The organism is Agromyces sp. Leaf222, from assembly GCF_001421565.1.
In the GTDB taxonomy this organism is placed as follows: Bacteria; Actinomycetota; Actinomycetes; order Actinomycetales; family Microbacteriaceae; genus Agromyces.
Genome location: NZ_LMKQ01000001.1, coordinates 347,494 through 363,251, shown reverse-complemented (window position 1 = coordinate 363,251; position 15,758 = coordinate 347,494). Strand labels below are relative to the sequence as shown.

The following is a 15,758-nucleotide window of genomic DNA, read 5'->3' as shown; positions in this document are numbered from 1 at the left end:
ACGATCGCGACATGCTCGTCATCGCCAGCGTCTTCGTCGCCCTCGCCGCACTGCTGCACGGCTACATCTTCCTGCTGGAGAGCGTGCTGTGGACCCGGCCCAAGACGTGGAAGACGTTCGGCGTCGCCGACCAGGCCGCCGCCGACATCACGAAGCCCATGGCCTACAACCAGGGGTTCTACAACCTGTTCCTCGGCATCGGCGCCGCGCTCGGACTGATCCTCGTGTGGTCGGGCGTCGACGAGGCCGGGCGCGCGCTCGTGCTGTTCTCGACGGCGTGCATGGCCCTCGCGGCGGCCGTGCTCACGACCACCGGCCGCGGGTACCTGCGGCCCGCCCTGGTCCAGGGCACGCTGCCGCTCATCGGCTTCGTGCTCTTCCTCTTCGCCTGACGCGCTCCGCGCCGGGTCCTCTCTCGCGTCGCCGACGTTCCCCGTCGGGCTCAGCCCGCGAAGGCGAGCACCACGACGACCGCGAGGCCGATCACGGCGAGCACGCACGACGACCCGAAGGCGGCCAGCACGACGAGCGCGGACCGACGCGAACGACGGGCGACCGACGGCAGCGCCTGCGCGGGGTCACGGGTGGGGTCGGCGCCGCCCGCGAACGTGCGAAGCGGGGGCGCCGCGACCTCGATCGGCCGTGCGGCGTAATGCTCGAGCAGCCCGGGTCCGCGCCCGACCTCCGCCGTGCTCAGCACGTCTTCGGATACGGGCGCGGGCGCCACGCGCCGCCCTCGCCGGGTCGGCGCGTTCATGACCCCGTCGGGGGCATCGGTCGGCAGCGGCGTCGCACGCACGACGGTGCGCTCGACGACGACCGTCTGGTCGGCGGCATCCGGGGCCGCTGGAGCCGGGCCCGTGCGCTGGACGACGATCGTCTCGTCGGCGTCGGCCGCGGCGGCGGCCGCGGGTGCTGGTCCCGTGCGCTGGACGACGATCGTCTCGTCGGCATCGAGGTGCGGATCCGCCGGTGCCGCACCGGACGGGACGCGGCTCACCACGATCGTCTCGTCGAACTCGTCGCCCTCGGACACTGCGGCAGGCTCGACTGCAGGCTCGACTTCGGCCCCTGGCCCGGGCGGCGGCGCACCGATGGTGAACGGGCGGCGGGCGACCACGATCGTCTCGTCGGCCTCGAGGTCCGCGGCGAGCAGTTCGCGCGGATTCACGGCACTCATGCACGCCCCCGCACGGGGATCGTCGTGTGGTCGTCATCGGATGCCGCGGCGCCCGCTCCTCGAACGACCCCCGTCGTGGCATCCGTCGGCTCATCGACGCCGCCCGCGATCACGTCGACGACGACGACCGTGATGTTGTCGCGGCCGCCGGCCTGGCGTGCACGCTGCACGAGCGCTGAGGCGACCGACTCGGCACGTCCGCCCATGGTGAGGGTCGCGCGGATGGCCTCGTCGCTGACCTCGCCGGTGAGCCCATCGCTGCAGATCAGCAGCCGCTCGCCGTTCACGACGGGAAGCAGCCAGCTGTCGGCCGTGCTGTCCGGCCCGCCGATCGCACGCGTGATGACGTTGCGCTGGGCGAACCCGTCGCGATCCTCGGGGCGGAGCTCGCCGGCGTCCACGAGCTCCTGCGCGAGCGAGTGGTCGACCGTGACCTGCTCGAGCTCGGTGCCGTGGTGGCGGTACACGCGCGAGTCGCCGACGTTGAAGACCAGCCAAGCCGGCTCGCCCTCGTCGTCGACGAGGGCGACGCCCGCGATCGTGCTGCCGGCGCCCCGCTCGGTGGTCTCGGCGACCGCCGCGACCGAGGAGGTCGCCTCGGCGAGTGCCGCCCGCACCTGCTCGATACTGCCGATCGGGCTGCCGACCACATGCGCTCGGAACGCGGCGATGACGGCGGCGCTCGCGCGATCGCCGGCCTCGTAGCCCCCCATGCCGTCGGCGACGGCGAACACGGGCCATTCCGCGAGCGCCGAGTCTTCGTTGGCGCGGCGGACGAGCCCCACGTCGGTCGCGGACGCGAAGGCGAGCTGCACCTCGTGCGGGCTCATCGACTGGGGATGCCGGTGGCCGGCGGGTCGCGTTCGATGCGGACGCTCAGCGTTCCGAGCACGAACCGGTCGGGAACCGGGGTCGGCACGCCCGGATCGAGCAGCCGGTCGATGCCCTCCCAGTCGGGCACGAGCACGCCGTTGGTCGAGTCGAGGTCGGTGATGCTCCACTGCTCGCCGTGGAGGCTCAGCACGGCGTGCGTCTTCGACAGCGTGCGGCTCGGGTCGGGCACGACGAGGCGCTGCTCCCCCGCCTCGGCGTTCGCGGCGCGGGGGTTGCGGCCGAGCAGCACGACGGATCCGGCCAGGCGCAGCGGTTCGCCTCCCTCGGCCACGAGGCGCCAGGTCACGATCGGCTTGCGCGCGACCACGATCGTGCGGTCGAGCAGGTCGTCCTCGAGGTCGTCTTCGCCCGAGACGACGGTTCCGGCGGTGTGCGGCTCGGCGAAGGCCTGCGGTTCGGCAGGGGTCTTCGGCGCCGCGAGGGCGGTCTCCTCCGCCACGGCGAACGGGTCCGTCGGGACCGGCTGCGCGAAGGGCGGCAGGGTGGGCAGGCCCGGCCCTGCAGCCGGTGCCGCCCAGGCGGGCAGCCCCGACGTGGCGGCCGGCGCGACGGCCGGCGCGACGCGTTCGGCGTTCAGCTGACTCGCGGATGTCGCGGGCATGACCGGGAGCGGCTCGATCCGACCCGGGATGCGCGGCACCCGTTCGATCGCCGGCGCGACGGGCGGAACGGAGGGCGCTGCGGCCGCCGTTGGGGCGGGCGCCGCATGCGAGACCGGCGAGACCGGCGTGGCCGGCTGGATCCGCGGGGCGGGCACGATCGCGGGCGCGGCATGCGCGCCGGGAGCGGCCGGAGCGGGCCAACCCGCGGCGACCGCCGCGACGGAGGCCGCGAGCGGACCGCCGGGCGCCACGGGCGGGATCGCTCCGGTCGAGGCACCGCGCACCGGCATCCGCCCGCGCTCTGGATCCGGCGACGGCCCGGTCGCGAGCACCGTCGCCCAGACCGGAGGCAGCAGCACGCCGAGCACGGTCGTGCCGACGCCCCGCCAGTACTGCCCGCTGATGCGGTGGAGGGCCATGACCTGGAACACGAGTCCGGCGACCTGCACGATCGGCACGTACAGGAGCAGCGCGAGCCACGGGTTCTGCCCGCCGAGGCGGAACACCTGCATCTGGCTGTACACCGGCACCCAGGCCGACCACGGGGTCAGGCCGGCCTGCGAGAACACCTTCGCGAGCATGACCGAGTACCAGACGTAGAAGCCGATGCCGAGGATGAACGAGACGGCGACCATGGTCATGGTGACGGCGGCGAGCTGCTGGGCGTCTGCGGGGGTCATCGGGCTGGCTCCTCGAGTGCGGCGCGGTCGGGGGTGACGGTTCTGACGAGCGAGGCGAACGAGAGCCGGGCCGCCACCCGGCGTCGTGCCCGCGCGCGAGCCGTGAGCTCGGCCCGCTCGGCATCGACGATCGCCCAGGCTGCGGCCGCGTCGTCGACATCGGGCGGGTCTCCGGCGAACACGGCTCGTTCGACGATACCGGCGAGCGCGGTCGCGCCGGCGCGACCGGCCGCGCGTGCCGTGCCACCGCGGCTGCCGAGCTCGGCCTCGAGCACCCCATGGTCGACGTAGAGGTCGATCAGCTCGTCCCAGGCGCCCAGGATGCGCACCTCGGGGAGCGGCTCACGGCGGCGGCGGCGCGAACGCGAACCCTTCGCGACGAGGAGCACGAGCAGCGGCAGCAGCAGGAGCGCCAGCGCGGCGACGCCGAGGGCGGTCCACCGCACCCAGGCGGCGATGGCCACCAGTCCGGCCGCATCGTCGCCGGCGGGCGCGGCGTCGGCGTCGCTCGACTCGCTCTGCGCCGACGGCGGATCGATGGTCGCCGTCTCGGGCCGGTCGGGCGTGGTCGGGTGCTCTGGCAGCTGCTCGCCCTCGCGGATCAGGCTCGGCGCGACCTCGTACTGGGGCGTGGCGTCGATCGGCGTCCAGGCGGCGGACACCGCTGAGCCCTCGGCCCCGGCGGCCGCGCCCGACACCTCGGCCCACACCGCGAGGGCGCCGCCGGCGCAGACCTCGGTGCAGGTCGCGACGCCCGGGACCTCGTCGGACCCGGCGAGCCGGAAGCCGAGCACCACGCGCGAGTCGTAGCCGAGAGCGCGGGCCAGCAGCGCGACCGCGACGGCGAACTGCTCGTCGTCGCCGATGCCCGCGACGAGTGCGGCGTCGGATGCCTCGGGGCCGGCCAGTCGCTGCTGATCGACGAGCTGCGTGAACAGCGCCTCGATGCGCGCCTTCGAGTGGCCCGAGTAGCTCGGGATGAACGTGTAGCCGCCCCCGAGCCCGGCGATCCAGCCCGCGGCGTCGGGGCCGTCTGCGGCGGCGTGGCTGAGGTAGCCACGGTCGCGCAGGCGCCGCACGAGCTCGAGGAATCCCTCGGAGGTGTCGGGCTGCTCCTGCAGCTCGATCCACGCGGCGAGCGCCGGATACGCCTCGGCGTCGAGCAGCGGCGTCGCGCCGGGCTCGTCGAGCTCGGCCGAGGGGTCGGGCGACGCGACGAGCCGGTACTCGTCGCCGGCCACGAGGCCGCGGGTGCCCGAGACGGCCTGCGCGGCGGCATCCGGAGCCTGCGCGGCAGAGCCCGAAGTCGATGCACCGGCCGGCGCCGCAGCAGACCCGGCGCTGCCCGGCACCTTCGCGATGTCGATGGAGGTCGCGCCGTCGCCGGAGCGGTGGAAGCCGTCGTCGAGCGTCGCGGCGCGCGCACCCGTGAAATCCGGTGCGGCCCGGAGGCCCTGCGGCGCCGGCACCCAGATGCCCGAGTACCCGGACTCGACCGCGACGGAGAACTCGACATCGCCGCGTGCCTTGACCGCAGCGCGGGGCAGCCGGCTGAAATGCGACGCGGCGGTGTCGTCGCCCAGGTCGTCGTCGCCGGATGCCACGTGGAACGTCTCGCCGTCGTACGCGTCGAGCGTCGCCAGGCGCAGTCGCCCGACCCCGCTGGTGTCGCCCTCGAGCGCGAGCCACGGCTCGTCGACGCGAGCGCCGGTGAACGCCGAGCGGTAGGCGGCGAGCGGGGTCGCGGTCTGACGCAGCACGACCTCTGGGTCGACGCGGTCGCGCAACGCCTCGCGCTGCGCGAATCCCGCGGCGGCCGGCGTGACCACGGCCCCCGCCACGAGTGCGACGAGCACGAGCGCCGTCGCGAGCGAACGCCGCCTGAACGCCGACCACCCCGTGAGGCTCGAGCGCTGCACCGTGTCGGCGGAAGCGCGGCGCAGCGCGACCGCACGCATCGAACGCGAGCGCAGCAGCAACCACGCCAGTGCCGCGACGACCCCGCCGACGGCGACGACGAGCTCCCGCGGCGCGGGCACCGCCACCGGACCGATCAGGACCGCGTCGCTCAGCGCGCTCGACCCGAACGCGAGCCCGAAGCCCGACATGCCGAGACCGACGACGACCGCGAACGGCGACGCCCGACGGTCGGGCGCGACGAGCAGTGCGGCCACCAGCGTGCCGACGAGCATCACGAGCAGGAACGGCACGAGCACCGCCTGGTACTCGCCGAGCGGCAGCGAAAGGGTGAGCAGCTGCTTCCAGCCGACGACGACGCCCACGAACCCGTCGACGATGCCGCGCAGCCACACCGTCGGTGCTCCCACGGCGCTCGGAATCGCGACCGGCACGACGATGAGCGCGAAGACCACGGCCGTCATGGGCGCGAGCAGCAGTGCGCGCGCGGTGCCGCCGACCGGCAGGCGGCGGGCGGCCCACGCCAGCCCGATCCCGGCGAGCATGCCGGCCGTGGCCGCCACCGGCATCCGCACCGATTCGTAGATCGGCCAGGCCGCGAGGGTCGCGAGCGCGCCGGCGACGACCACGTAGGCGATGCCGAGCGCGTCACGGCGACCCGAACCACCCGACGCACCGCGCGTCGAGCCCGACGCGTTCGAGACGTTCGTCGCGCCGCTCATCGCACGGCTCCGCGGGCGAGCAGCTGGGGCAGGTCGTCGAGGCGCCCGATCGTCAGCACGGTCAGCTCGCGCGAGTGCCGCGCGGTGGGCTCGGCCTCGGGCTCGCAGCGCACCGCGACCACCGTGATGCCCGGCGGCAGCGTGATGGCCGCACGGCGCAGGCGCGGCAGCTCCACGAGCGAGCCCGTCACGAGGAACGCGATCGAGAGGTCGCCGAAGGACTGGGCCACGAGGGTCGCCACCGATTCGAGACGGATGACGCGCGCCCCGGTGCCCGCAGCCGAACCGCCCTGCAGTGCCGAGACGCCGTCGAGGAGCGAGCGGGGGGTGACCGTCGGCAGCGAGCGCATCGCCTGCACGGCGCCGCGGTCGGCGGTGTCGAGCTCGGAGCTGACGCCGACGAGCACGTCGCGTCCCTCGCGCACGCCCTGCACGCCGAGCGAGGCGGCCGCGCTCACGGCGGTTTCGAACTCGTCGTCGTCGGAGTAGCCGTCGAGGTCGAGGTCGAGCAGCACGGCGATGCGCGCGTGCCTGGACTCCTCGTACTGGCGCACCATGAGCCGGCCGGTGCGTGCCGTGGACTTCCAGTGCACGTGGCGCTGCGAATCGCCGGGGACGTACTCGCGCACGGCGTGGAACGACAGGTCGGCGTCGACGAGCGCCGCCGACGGCGCCCCCTCGAGGTCGCGGATCAGGCCCGCACTCGACGGCGGCAGCGCGACGGTCACGGGGTGCACGTGCACGCGCTGCACCTCGGGCCAGCGCATCTCCCGGCGGAGCAGCCGCAGGGGGTCGCCGCGCGAGACGGTCATCGGGCCGACGTCGATCACTCCTCGGCGCTGCGCGGCGATCACGAGCCGCTCCTCGTGATGCGCACCGCCCCGCAGCAGCGGGATGTGCGCCTCGACGAGCCCCCGGCCGACGGGGATGTCGACCACGCTCGGCATCGACGGGCGCGAGCCGCGGTTCACGAGGTCGAGCGTGCCGACGATCTCGGAGCCCGCGACGACGCGGTCGCGATCGAGGTCGAGCCGCACGCGATAGTCGTGCGCACCCAGCAGGAACGGCACGCAGACGAGCAGCAGGCTCGCCGACATCGCCGCGATGACCCACGCCTCGAACCAGCCGAACGCGGCCCCCGCCGCCGCACCGCCGAGCACGGTCGCGACGAGCAGCAGCCCGGCGGGCGACACCGTCTCGCGCACCCAGTCGCGGGCGCGCACGAGCGCGCCGACCACCGAGCGCACCCCACGGCGCGCTCGAGCGGCGCCCGAGGCCACACGGCCACGGCGCGTCTGCGCGAACCTCGTGACCGTGACGCCACGGGTCGAGGTGACCGTGTCGGTGATCGCGGGTTCGCGGAGGAGCGGGCTGGGCTCGGTCACGCCACCCCGTTCTCCCGGGGAGCGAGCACGTCGAGCAGGATCTGGTTGATCACGGCGACCGAGGTGACGCCGTCGAACTCGGCCTCGGGCTCGAGCACGAGGCGGTGCGCGAGCGCCGCGACGGCGAGGCTGCGCACGTCGTCGGGGGTGGCGTACGTGCGCCCCGCGGCGGCGGCCCATGCCATGGCGAGCTTCGAGAGCGCGATCGCCCCGCGCACGCTCACGCCGAGTCGCACCTCGCTCGCGCGACGGGTCGCGTCGACGATGCGCATGATGTAGTCCGACACGATCGGGTTGACGTAGACCCCGCGCGAGAGCTCGGTCATCGCGACGATCGTGTCGGTGCCGACGATCGCCTCGAGCTTCGGCTTCGGTGCGCCGACGGCCTGCAGGATCCGCATGGTCGAGGCCTCGTCGGGGTAGCCGATCGACGTCTTGATCGAGAACCGGTCGAGCTGCGCCTCGGGCAGGCGGTAGGTGCCGCCCTGCTCGATCGGGTTCTGCGTCGCGATGACGAGGAACGGGTTGCCGACCGGGCGGGTGACGCCGTCGATCGTGACGTTGCCCTCCTCCATGACCTCGAGCAGCGCCGACTGCGTCTTCGGGCTCGCGCGGTTGATCTCGTCGGCGAGCACGACGTTCGCGAACACGGGCCCGGCATGGAACTCGAACCTGCCGGCCTTCTGGTCGTAGACGGTGATGCCGGTGATGTCGCCGGGCAGCAGGTCGGGCGTGAACTGCACGCGCGACGAGGTGCCGTGGACCGTCTCGGCGATCGCGCGCGCGAGCGCCGTCTTGCCGGTGCCCGGGGCGTCCTCGAGCAGCACGTGCCCGCCGCTCACGGCCGTCGCGAGCACGAGCTCGACGACGTGCCGCTTGCCGAGCACGGCCTGCTCGACGTTGTCGGCGATGAGCGAGAACGTCTCGGCGAACCAGGCGGCTTGCTCGGGTGCGATCGTCACGGTCGGTGATCCTCTCGGGTGGTCTTCAACGTCGTGGGGTCTTCAACGTTCTTGTGGGTCTTCAGGGCTTTGGGGCTTCGGCGAGCGGATACCGCGTGGCGGCCGGCGTCGATGGCGCGGGTCATTGCGCGGCCGGCGGTGCGGCCGGCGGTGCGGCCGGCGTCGTCGTGGGAGGGTCGGTCGGCTCGGGGTCCGGCGGCGGGCAGAGCGTGCCCGTGCGTGCGATCGAGGTCAGGTCGGCGAACGCCCCGGTGAACACCAGGTCGTACGTGACCGCGAGCGGGGCCGCCGGGTCGGGCACCGTCCAGTTGCGGATCACGGCCGAGCCGGACGCAGCGGCGGAGACGTTCGCGCCGACCTCGAACAGCGTGACGGCCGCAGTGTCTGCGGGGGCCGCGAGGCATCCGCCGTTGAACGTGACCGAGACCGGCGACGGGGCCGTGTTCGCGGTGACGGGGAGCTCGTTCGAGCAGTATGACCGACCGCGCTCGTGGCACTGCCTGACGTAGACCTGGCCGGGGTTCGCCCACTCGCCGACGGCGGAGGCGAAGTCGGTGGTCCAGCCCGTGAGGTCGGAGCGGTACTCGAGGCGGAAGTTCGACAGCGCCGTGAGGTTCGGACCGGTCAGGCCGTAGCCGTAGGCGTCGCCGCCGCCCGAGGGCGTGGTCGCGACGGTGTAGCTCGCGTCGCCGGTGGGCGCCTCGACCATCGTGTAGAGGAAGACGTCGGCGGTGCCCGACGACGCGACGCCGTAGCCGTTCGAGCCGCACGCCTTGACCCGGTACTGCTGGTACTCCGAGAGGCCGCCGATGGCCGGCGCCGATGACACGACCGCCGATCTCGCGTCGTAGGCGAGGTCGCCGCCGTCGTCGGCCCAGCACTGAGGTTCGCCGCCGTCGCGCCACGCGAAGTACACGAGTTCGCTCGACCTCGAGCTCTGGTTGCTCGAGAGGCCGACGCCGGAGATCGCGAGCGACGAGTTCGTCGTCGCGGTGGCCTCGATGCGGTTCGGGTCGAGGAACGGCGCGCCCGCGACGGTCACGGGGGTCGCGACGACGCCGCCCTCGTTGCCGCCTCGACCGGTCGGCGGCTCGAAGATGCTCGCCGGCACGAGGGTGATCATGTGCGGCCCCGGCGCGAGCACGAGGTCGGCGACGGTCGTCGAGCCCCGACGCTCGATGACCTGGCCGGTCTCCTGCACCCGGAACGACCGGGCGTCGCGATCGGCGGAGATGCGCACCTCGGCCACGCCCGTCGAGGTCGAGGTCGTTCCCGCGCGGTAGACGGGGTCGATCGAGACGGCGGTGATGGCGGGGGCGCGATAGCTCCACGTCGTGACCGCGTTCGTGCTCGACGAGGTTCCGACGCTGTTGACGGCGCGGGCGGCGAAATCGTGCCGCTCACCCGGCGTGAGGCCCGCGATGCGGCACCACCACGTGCCGGGGGCGCTCGGACCGCAGTCGGCCGCGACCGTGCGGCCGCCCTCGAGGATCTCGACGCCGGTCACCGCGGGGTGCGCGCGCATCGCCTCGCCGAGCGAGACCTCGAGCGTCACGCTCGACTCGGAGTAGTCGGCGGTCGAGATCGAGGCCGGCGGCTGCGGCAGGCCGAGCAGGTCGACGGTCACCCGCCCGGTGCCGGGGCGGCCCTGGGCATCGGCGACCGCGAACGGCACGACGCACTCTCCGCCGAACGCGTTCTGCCCGGTCGGCCAGGTGACCGTGATCGAGCGGTCGTCGCTCGCACGCACGGTCGCCACCTGGCAGTTCGCGGCGCCGGAGCCGAGGCCGGTGAGCTTCAGGCCGGCACCGGTCTTGCCCGCGAAGGGGTCGTACTCGCCCGAGAGCCCGACGACCTGCACGGTGCACGACGCCCCCTGGTTCACCGAGCACTGCGTGCTGAACACGGCGCCGCGCGGCGCATCGGCCGGCGCCTGCCCGACGACGAGCGTGATCGCCGAGGTGAGGCCGCCGAACGCGCCGACGCTCACGGTGACCGTCTCACGGGTGCCGGGTCGGGCGTCGGCCCTGGCCTCGAAGGTCACCGTGTCGCCCGCCTGCGTCACGAGGAACGCGCCGCCCGAGCCGGAGACGGCGTAGTCGAGCTTGGAGCGGTCGCCTTCGCGGCCGCCCTCCCACGTGGTCATCTCCTCGTAGAGCTTCACGCTCTCGGTCGCGCCGGGAGCGACCGTGCGGCTGACCGCCGAGAGGATCGCCTGCGGGTCCTTCGGCACGATCGCGATCGGCACGCCGACCCACGACCACGCGGACTGCCCGTCGAGTCGCACCGGCACGAGGCAGACGTCGCTCCACGGGGCGTCCAACCCGGCCGCGTACTCGGCGCCGCCGCCCGCGACCGACGCGCACGAGGCGGTCGCGCGCTGCACCAGGTAGCTGCCGGCGTCGACCTCGACGGGGTCGCCGGCGGGGAGGTCGAGGAGGTCGCGCACGTCGAACGCGACCTTCTGCTCCTCCTTCACCTCGAGCGGCTCGAGGTCGGCGCGAACCTGCACGCGCAGGTCGTCGCTCGCGGGCACCACGAGGAACCCGAATGCCTCGGCCTCGCGGCCGGCGCGGTCGGGGCCGTGCACGCGGAACGGCACGAGCCCTCCGTCGGCCGTGAGCGGCCCGATGATGCGGTGGCCCTCGACGCGGTACCCGTCGCCCGCGACACCCGCTCCGCCCGCGCCTTCGGCACCGCCGGAGCCGTTCCAGATCTCGACCTCGAGCGCGTCGAGGTCGCCGGAGGCCCACACGACGTGCCCGGCGACGACGTCGAGGCCGGCATCGGGCAGGTCGGCGCGCGAGCGTGCGGTGACGACCGTGTCGGACACGAGCGGCGCGTCGGGCGACTCCGCCTCGGTCACGCTGACCACGATGAGCCCCTCGGCCGTGCTCGACGAGCGCTCGGAGCGCACGGTGTACCGGTACGAGTTGGTGCCGGCCACGTCGCCCGGACGCAGCACGATGCGGTCGTCGGCGAGCGAGGTCGAGCCGTCGACGAGCCCCGCGAGCCGCTCGTGCTCGGTGCTGCCCTCGGGCGCGTTCGGCACCAGGCTCACGAGCTCCAGCTCGCCCTGCGCCGGGTCGAGGTCGTTGCCGGTGGGCTGCACCGTCACGGGAGAGGCAGCACCCTGCTGCACGCGCACGTAGTCGCTGAACGTGACCGGCGCGGCATCCGTCACCGCGGCCGTCAGCACGCCGACGCGCACCGTGCCCGTGCCGACCGCGTCGGAGGCGTCGCGCACCGTGTACTCGAACGCGGGCTGGGAGGACCCGGTGCCGGCCGCCGGAGCGGTGTAGACGATCGCGTCGCCCTCGGCCGAGATGGTCGCGATGCCGAGGCCCGCCTCGGGCTGCGTCACCGAGGTGAGCACGGTGCGGTCGCCGTCGGGGTCCATGCCGGTCGACGGCACGGGGATCCGCACGCTCTGGCCGCTCAGCACGCGTGCGACGAGCGGATGCGGCTGGGGGTCGCGGTTCGCGCCGTCGGGCAGCACCGTGACGGTGACCGTCGAGTGGTCGAGCCGGTCGGGCGCCTGCTCGAGGCCGACCGCGTAGCCGAGCTCGTACGTTCCGGGCTTCGAGGGCGCGAGGTAGCGCACCTGGTCATCGGCCGCGAAGGCGAGTTCGCCGTCGGTGCCGGAGGAGGTGACGTCGGCGTGCACGACGAGCCGCTCGGCGCGCGGGCTCACGTCGTTCGCCGTGACGGGGATCGAGATGAGCTCGCCGACCCGCATGGTGACCGTGTCGGGCATCGCGATCGGGCTGAGTCCGACCGAGGGCGCCACGAGGAACACGCTGAGGTCGCCGACCGCGGTCGCGCCCGCGCCGTCGGCGACGCTCACGCGGGCACGGCCGACGAGCCCGGGCCGTCCGTCGCGGGTCGTGCCGGTCGCGCGCACCTGCGACTGGGCGACGACGCCGACGTCGAGCTCCGGCGTCGTCGAGACGGCCCCGGTGACGACGAGCACGCGTCCGCTCGTGTTCTGCACGGCGCCGAGCACGTCGATCATGGCGTCTTCGCCGACGCGCACGAACGCGGTCATCGGCGCGAGCGCGAGCGGGGCGCCGGCCGCGGCGACGGTCACGCGGATCGTCGCGGTCTGCTCGGCGCGGGTCACGACATCCTGCACCGTGAAGGTCGCGAGGTAGGCGCCGGGTTCGGCGGCGCTCAGCTCGACCTCGCCGCCCGCGGTGTTCGGCACGACGGTGAGGCCCCCGCTGGCCGCCGTCGCGGTGGGCACGGCGTCGAGGAGCCGCATCGACCCCGACCCGCCGCTGACGTGGTCGGCGATGCGCACGATCGCGGTCTCGCCTGCGCCGGCGGTGACCGCGACGGGGGCGACCTCGAGCGCGGCCGTCGACGTCACGCGGAGGTCGAGCGTCGCCTCGGCCTCGGCGCCGAACGCGTCGACGACGGTGATGCGCACCTGCACCTTGTCGGTCGCGGCGTTGGGGTCGGTGTGCCGGATCGCCACACGGCCGTCGGACATCGGCACGACCGAGACGGGTGCCGAGGGGTCGACGGGCTGCGCGTCGGCGAGCACGAACGGGTCGCCCTCGGGGTCGACCCAGCCCGACAGCACCGAGACGAGCGCCGTGCCGCCCGGCATGAGCTGGGGGGTCGGCCACTTCTGGGTGCACGCGTCGACGCCGCACCAGACGGGCGCAGAGTTCACGTCGTCGGGGATGACGGTCAGGGTGACGCCCGTGGGCGCCGAGCTCGCCGACCCGTCGGTCGCGGCATAACCGAAGGTCGTCGATCCGGATGTCGCTCGCACCCGCACGGCGGGGGTCTGGTCGTTCGCGGTGAGCACGAGGTCTCCGAACGCGGGGTCGGCGAGGCCGCCCGAGATCGAGGCCGGGTCGACCGTCAGCACGTCCTTCGAGTTCGGATCGTGGTCGTTCAGGAGCACGGGGAGCTCGACCTGCGCGCCCGCTCGCACGCCGAAGCGGTCGGCGACGGCGACGGGGGGTTCCTGTCTGGCGAGGTCCTCGACGTCCTCGGTGCCGACGCGGTCCTCGATCTCGTCGTCGAGCGACCACTGCTCGAGCGGCACGAGTCGCCCGTCCGGCACGGTCCACACGAGTCCCGACGTGGTCTCGTTGAGCACCGCGCGGTCGCCGTTGCCGCGCAGCACCGGCGTGACGGCCTGCGGCCCATCGCCGCCGAGCTCGCCCTCGGGCAGGTCGAGCGGCACGAGTTCGCGCGCGGTGCTCGTCCAGATGCCGCCGCCGTCGAGCGAGAGCCACGCGGCCACGATCGAGCCGTCGACGACGATGGGCTGCGCGGGGGTTCCGGCCGCGTCGACGATGCGCTCCGACCCTCCCCCGTCGAGCGGCAGCTCGACGAGTCCGGCCGAGTCGGCGATGACGACGGATGCCGCGGCCCCGGCACCCTGCTGCACCTCGGCGTCGGCCTCGACGTCGAGGTCGACGGGCTCCGGCAGGCCCGAGATCCACGCGCGGCCCTCGGCGGCGTCGACCATGACCCAGCGGTCGCCGGCGAAGGTGAGCTGCAGGCGCGCGTCGGCGACGGGCGGGTCGGCAACCGCGACCTCGTCGCCCACGAAGCGTCCGGTGGCGGCGTCGTGCACGCGCACGGCGGCTTCACGTGCGGAGTACAGGGCGACGAGTCCCGTCGGCGAGAGGCCGATCGCGGCGGCCGAGTAGGTCTCGTCGTCGTCGCCCTCTGCGCGACGTTCGGCGTAGGGGTCGACGGGCACCGTGTCGTCGTCGACGCGACCGACCTGGACCGCGCCGGTGTCGGTGCGGTAGGCGACCCAGTCGCCGGCCGAACGCACCTCGCGCGTTCCGGTGGGCGTCGGCACCGAGCCGCCGCCGTCCTCGGCGACGAGGTCGACGGGGTCGGCCTCGTCGATGGACCAGCGCTGCCGCAGCCCCTGGTTGTAGACGGATGCCTCGGCCCCGACCTGCACGATCGTGCTCGGGTCCTCGACGTCGCGCACGAGGTCGATCTCGGCGAGGTCGGTGTTGACGCGCGCGTACTGGCCGGCGTCGCGGGTGACCCAGACCGAGGTCTCGAGTCGCGGCACCTCCTGGGCCTCGTAGCCGTTCGCGGTGACGGCGAGCGTGACGACGGTGGCGAGCGCGGCGACGCCCGCCACGGAGGCGATGACCGCCCCGCGACGCGCGGGGCGACGAGCGCTCACACGACCCCCGACGAGAGGAGCACGGCTGCGGCGGCCACGAGCACGACGAGCGCGGATCCGACGCCGATCGCGGCGGGCTTCAGCCATGCGCCGCGGGTTCGGACCGGCGCTGGGGCGAGCCCGCCGGCGTCGACCACTCGCCCCGACGGGCGCGCCGTCGCGACGGCGGCCGCGCGGCCGGCCCGACGCGAGTCGGGGTCGACGGTCGTGACGACGGGGCCCCGCCGCGAGGCATCCGAGAAGTCGATGGGGGCGGCAGCCGCCCACTCGGGCGACGCGACCTCGAGGCTCGTCGGCGAGACGCCGAGTTCGTACTGGGCCCAGCGGAGCTGTTCGCCGAACTCGGCCATCGAGCTGTACCGGCGGGCCGGGTCGCGCTGCATCGCGGCGGACAGCACGGTGTCGATGCGCGACGGCACCCCGCGGGGCGCGAGCGGCGTGTACTTCGCCCCGAGCACCCGGCGCGAGAGCTGGTCGACGGAGTTGCGGCTGCGGTCGGCGAGCTCGAACGGGCTGTGCCCGGCGAGCAGCGTGTAGAGGGTCGCGCCGAGGCTCCAGACCTCGGTCGCGACCGTGCCGTTCGTGCGTTCGCCGAGCACCTCTGGCGCGCTCCACGGCACCGACATGGCGAGCGTGTCACTCGTGCCGTCGTCGCTGATCGAGCCGGCGATGCCGAAGTCGGCGAGCACGGGCGCGCCGAGGGAGTTCACGAGCAGGTTCGACGGCTTGATGTCGCGATGCAGCAGTCCGGACCGGTGGGCGGTCTCGAGGGCGCCGGCCATGCGCACGCCGATGTCGAGCACCTCGCCGGCCGCCATCGGGCCGCGCTTGACGCGTGCGCCGAGCGACTCGGGGCAGTACTCCATGACCAGGTACGGGCGCCCGTCGGACGCGATGGAGGCCTGGTGGATCGTGACGATCGACGGGTGCGCGCTGAGCCTGGCCATGGCGTCGGCCTCGAGCGTGAACGTGCGACGCGCCTCGGGGTCGATGACGTCGGCGAGCAGCACCTTGACGGCGGTCACGCGTCGCGGGAGGTCCTGCTCGTAGAGGAAGACGTCGGCGAATCCGCCGGTGCCGAGCGGGCGCACGTAGTTGTACCCCGCCAGGATGGGCGGTGCGGACGGCAAGCGCTTCGGCACGACCTGTTCCCCTTCTGCCGGCGTACGTGGACGCACCGGCAGACCGGTCGTTCGTCTCGGGTTGGGATGCGTCGGCGACGGGCCCGGCCGCGGCATCCG

General features: G+C 74.1%; 9 protein-coding genes. 1 reads left to right on the top strand and 8 read right to left on the bottom strand.

Going from position 1 to position 15,758, the window contains the following annotated elements; translation table 11 throughout:
- The first annotated feature begins 11 nt into the window (after window positions 1-11).
- Window positions 12-392: a DUF1304 domain-containing protein gene (locus ASE68_RS01565; RefSeq protein ID WP_055854441.1), complete on the top strand. Its 381-nt coding sequence runs from the start codon at window positions 12-14 to the stop codon at window positions 390-392.
- 50 nt (window positions 393-442) lie between these two features.
- Here ASE68_RS01565 and ASE68_RS01560 read toward each other — a convergent pair whose 3' ends face one another.
- The 8 genes from ASE68_RS01560 to ASE68_RS01525 all read right to left on the bottom strand — a co-directional run bounded on the left by ASE68_RS01560 (window position 443) and on the right by ASE68_RS01525 (window position 15,659).
- Window positions 443-1,180 (bottom strand): hypothetical protein, encoded by a 738-nt coding sequence (locus ASE68_RS01560; RefSeq protein ID WP_055854437.1) that lies wholly within the window; start codon window positions 1,178-1,180, stop codon window positions 443-445.
- On the bottom strand, window positions 1,177-2,010 hold the full coding sequence (locus ASE68_RS01555) for a PP2C family serine/threonine-protein phosphatase (protein WP_055854435.1): 834 nt from the start codon (window positions 2,008-2,010) through the stop codon (window positions 1,177-1,179). The genes ASE68_RS01560 and ASE68_RS01555 overlap by 4 nt, the downstream gene beginning before the upstream one ends.
- Entirely contained in the window at window positions 2,007-3,356 is a 1,350-nt protein-coding gene (locus tag ASE68_RS01550; protein ID WP_055854432.1) for a DUF5684 domain-containing protein, read from the bottom strand. The genes ASE68_RS01555 and ASE68_RS01550 overlap by 4 nt, the downstream gene beginning before the upstream one ends.
- On the bottom strand, window positions 3,353-5,995 hold the full coding sequence (locus ASE68_RS01545) for a transglutaminase domain-containing protein (protein WP_055854429.1): 2,643 nt from the start codon (window positions 5,993-5,995) through the stop codon (window positions 3,353-3,355). Before ASE68_RS01545 ends, ASE68_RS01550 begins: the two co-directional genes overlap by 4 nt.
- Complete coding sequence (locus ASE68_RS01540; RefSeq protein WP_055854426.1) at window positions 5,992-7,380, bottom strand: DUF58 domain-containing protein; 1,389 nt, start codon at window positions 7,378-7,380, stop codon at window positions 5,992-5,994. The genes ASE68_RS01545 and ASE68_RS01540 overlap by 4 nt, the downstream gene beginning before the upstream one ends.
- Entirely contained in the window at window positions 7,377-8,342 is a 966-nt protein-coding gene (locus ASE68_RS01535) for a MoxR family ATPase (protein ID WP_055854423.1), read from the bottom strand. The genes ASE68_RS01540 and ASE68_RS01535 overlap by 4 nt, the downstream gene beginning before the upstream one ends.
- A gap of 121 nt (window positions 8,343-8,463) precedes the next feature.
- A complete protein-coding gene (locus ASE68_RS01530) occupies window positions 8,464-14,517 on the bottom strand; it encodes an Ig-like domain-containing protein (RefSeq protein ID WP_055854421.1) in 6,054 nt (2,017 codons plus the stop codon).
- A complete protein-coding gene (locus ASE68_RS01525; protein ID WP_055854418.1) occupies window positions 14,514-15,659 on the bottom strand; it encodes a serine/threonine-protein kinase in 1,146 nt (381 codons plus the stop codon). The genes ASE68_RS01530 and ASE68_RS01525 overlap by 4 nt, the downstream gene beginning before the upstream one ends.
- Between the last annotated feature and the right edge of the window lie 99 nt (window positions 15,660-15,758).

Coding starts and splice junctions, on each gene's coding strand:
- ASE68_RS01565 (WP_055854441.1), top strand. CDS start 12: ATGCTCGTCATCGCCAGCGTCTTCGTCGCCCTCGCCGCACTGCTGCAC.
- ASE68_RS01560 (WP_055854437.1), bottom strand. CDS start 1,180: ATGAGTGCCGTGAATCCGCGCGAACTGCTCGCCGCGGACCTCGAGGCC.
- ASE68_RS01555 (WP_055854435.1), bottom strand. CDS start 2,010: ATGAGCCCGCACGAGGTGCAGCTCGCCTTCGCGTCCGCGACCGACGTG.
- ASE68_RS01550 (WP_055854432.1), bottom strand. CDS start 3,356: ATGACCCCCGCAGACGCCCAGCAGCTCGCCGCCGTCACCATGACCATG.
- ASE68_RS01545 (WP_055854429.1), bottom strand. CDS start 5,995: ATGAGCGGCGCGACGAACGTCTCGAACGCGTCGGGCTCGACGCGCGGT.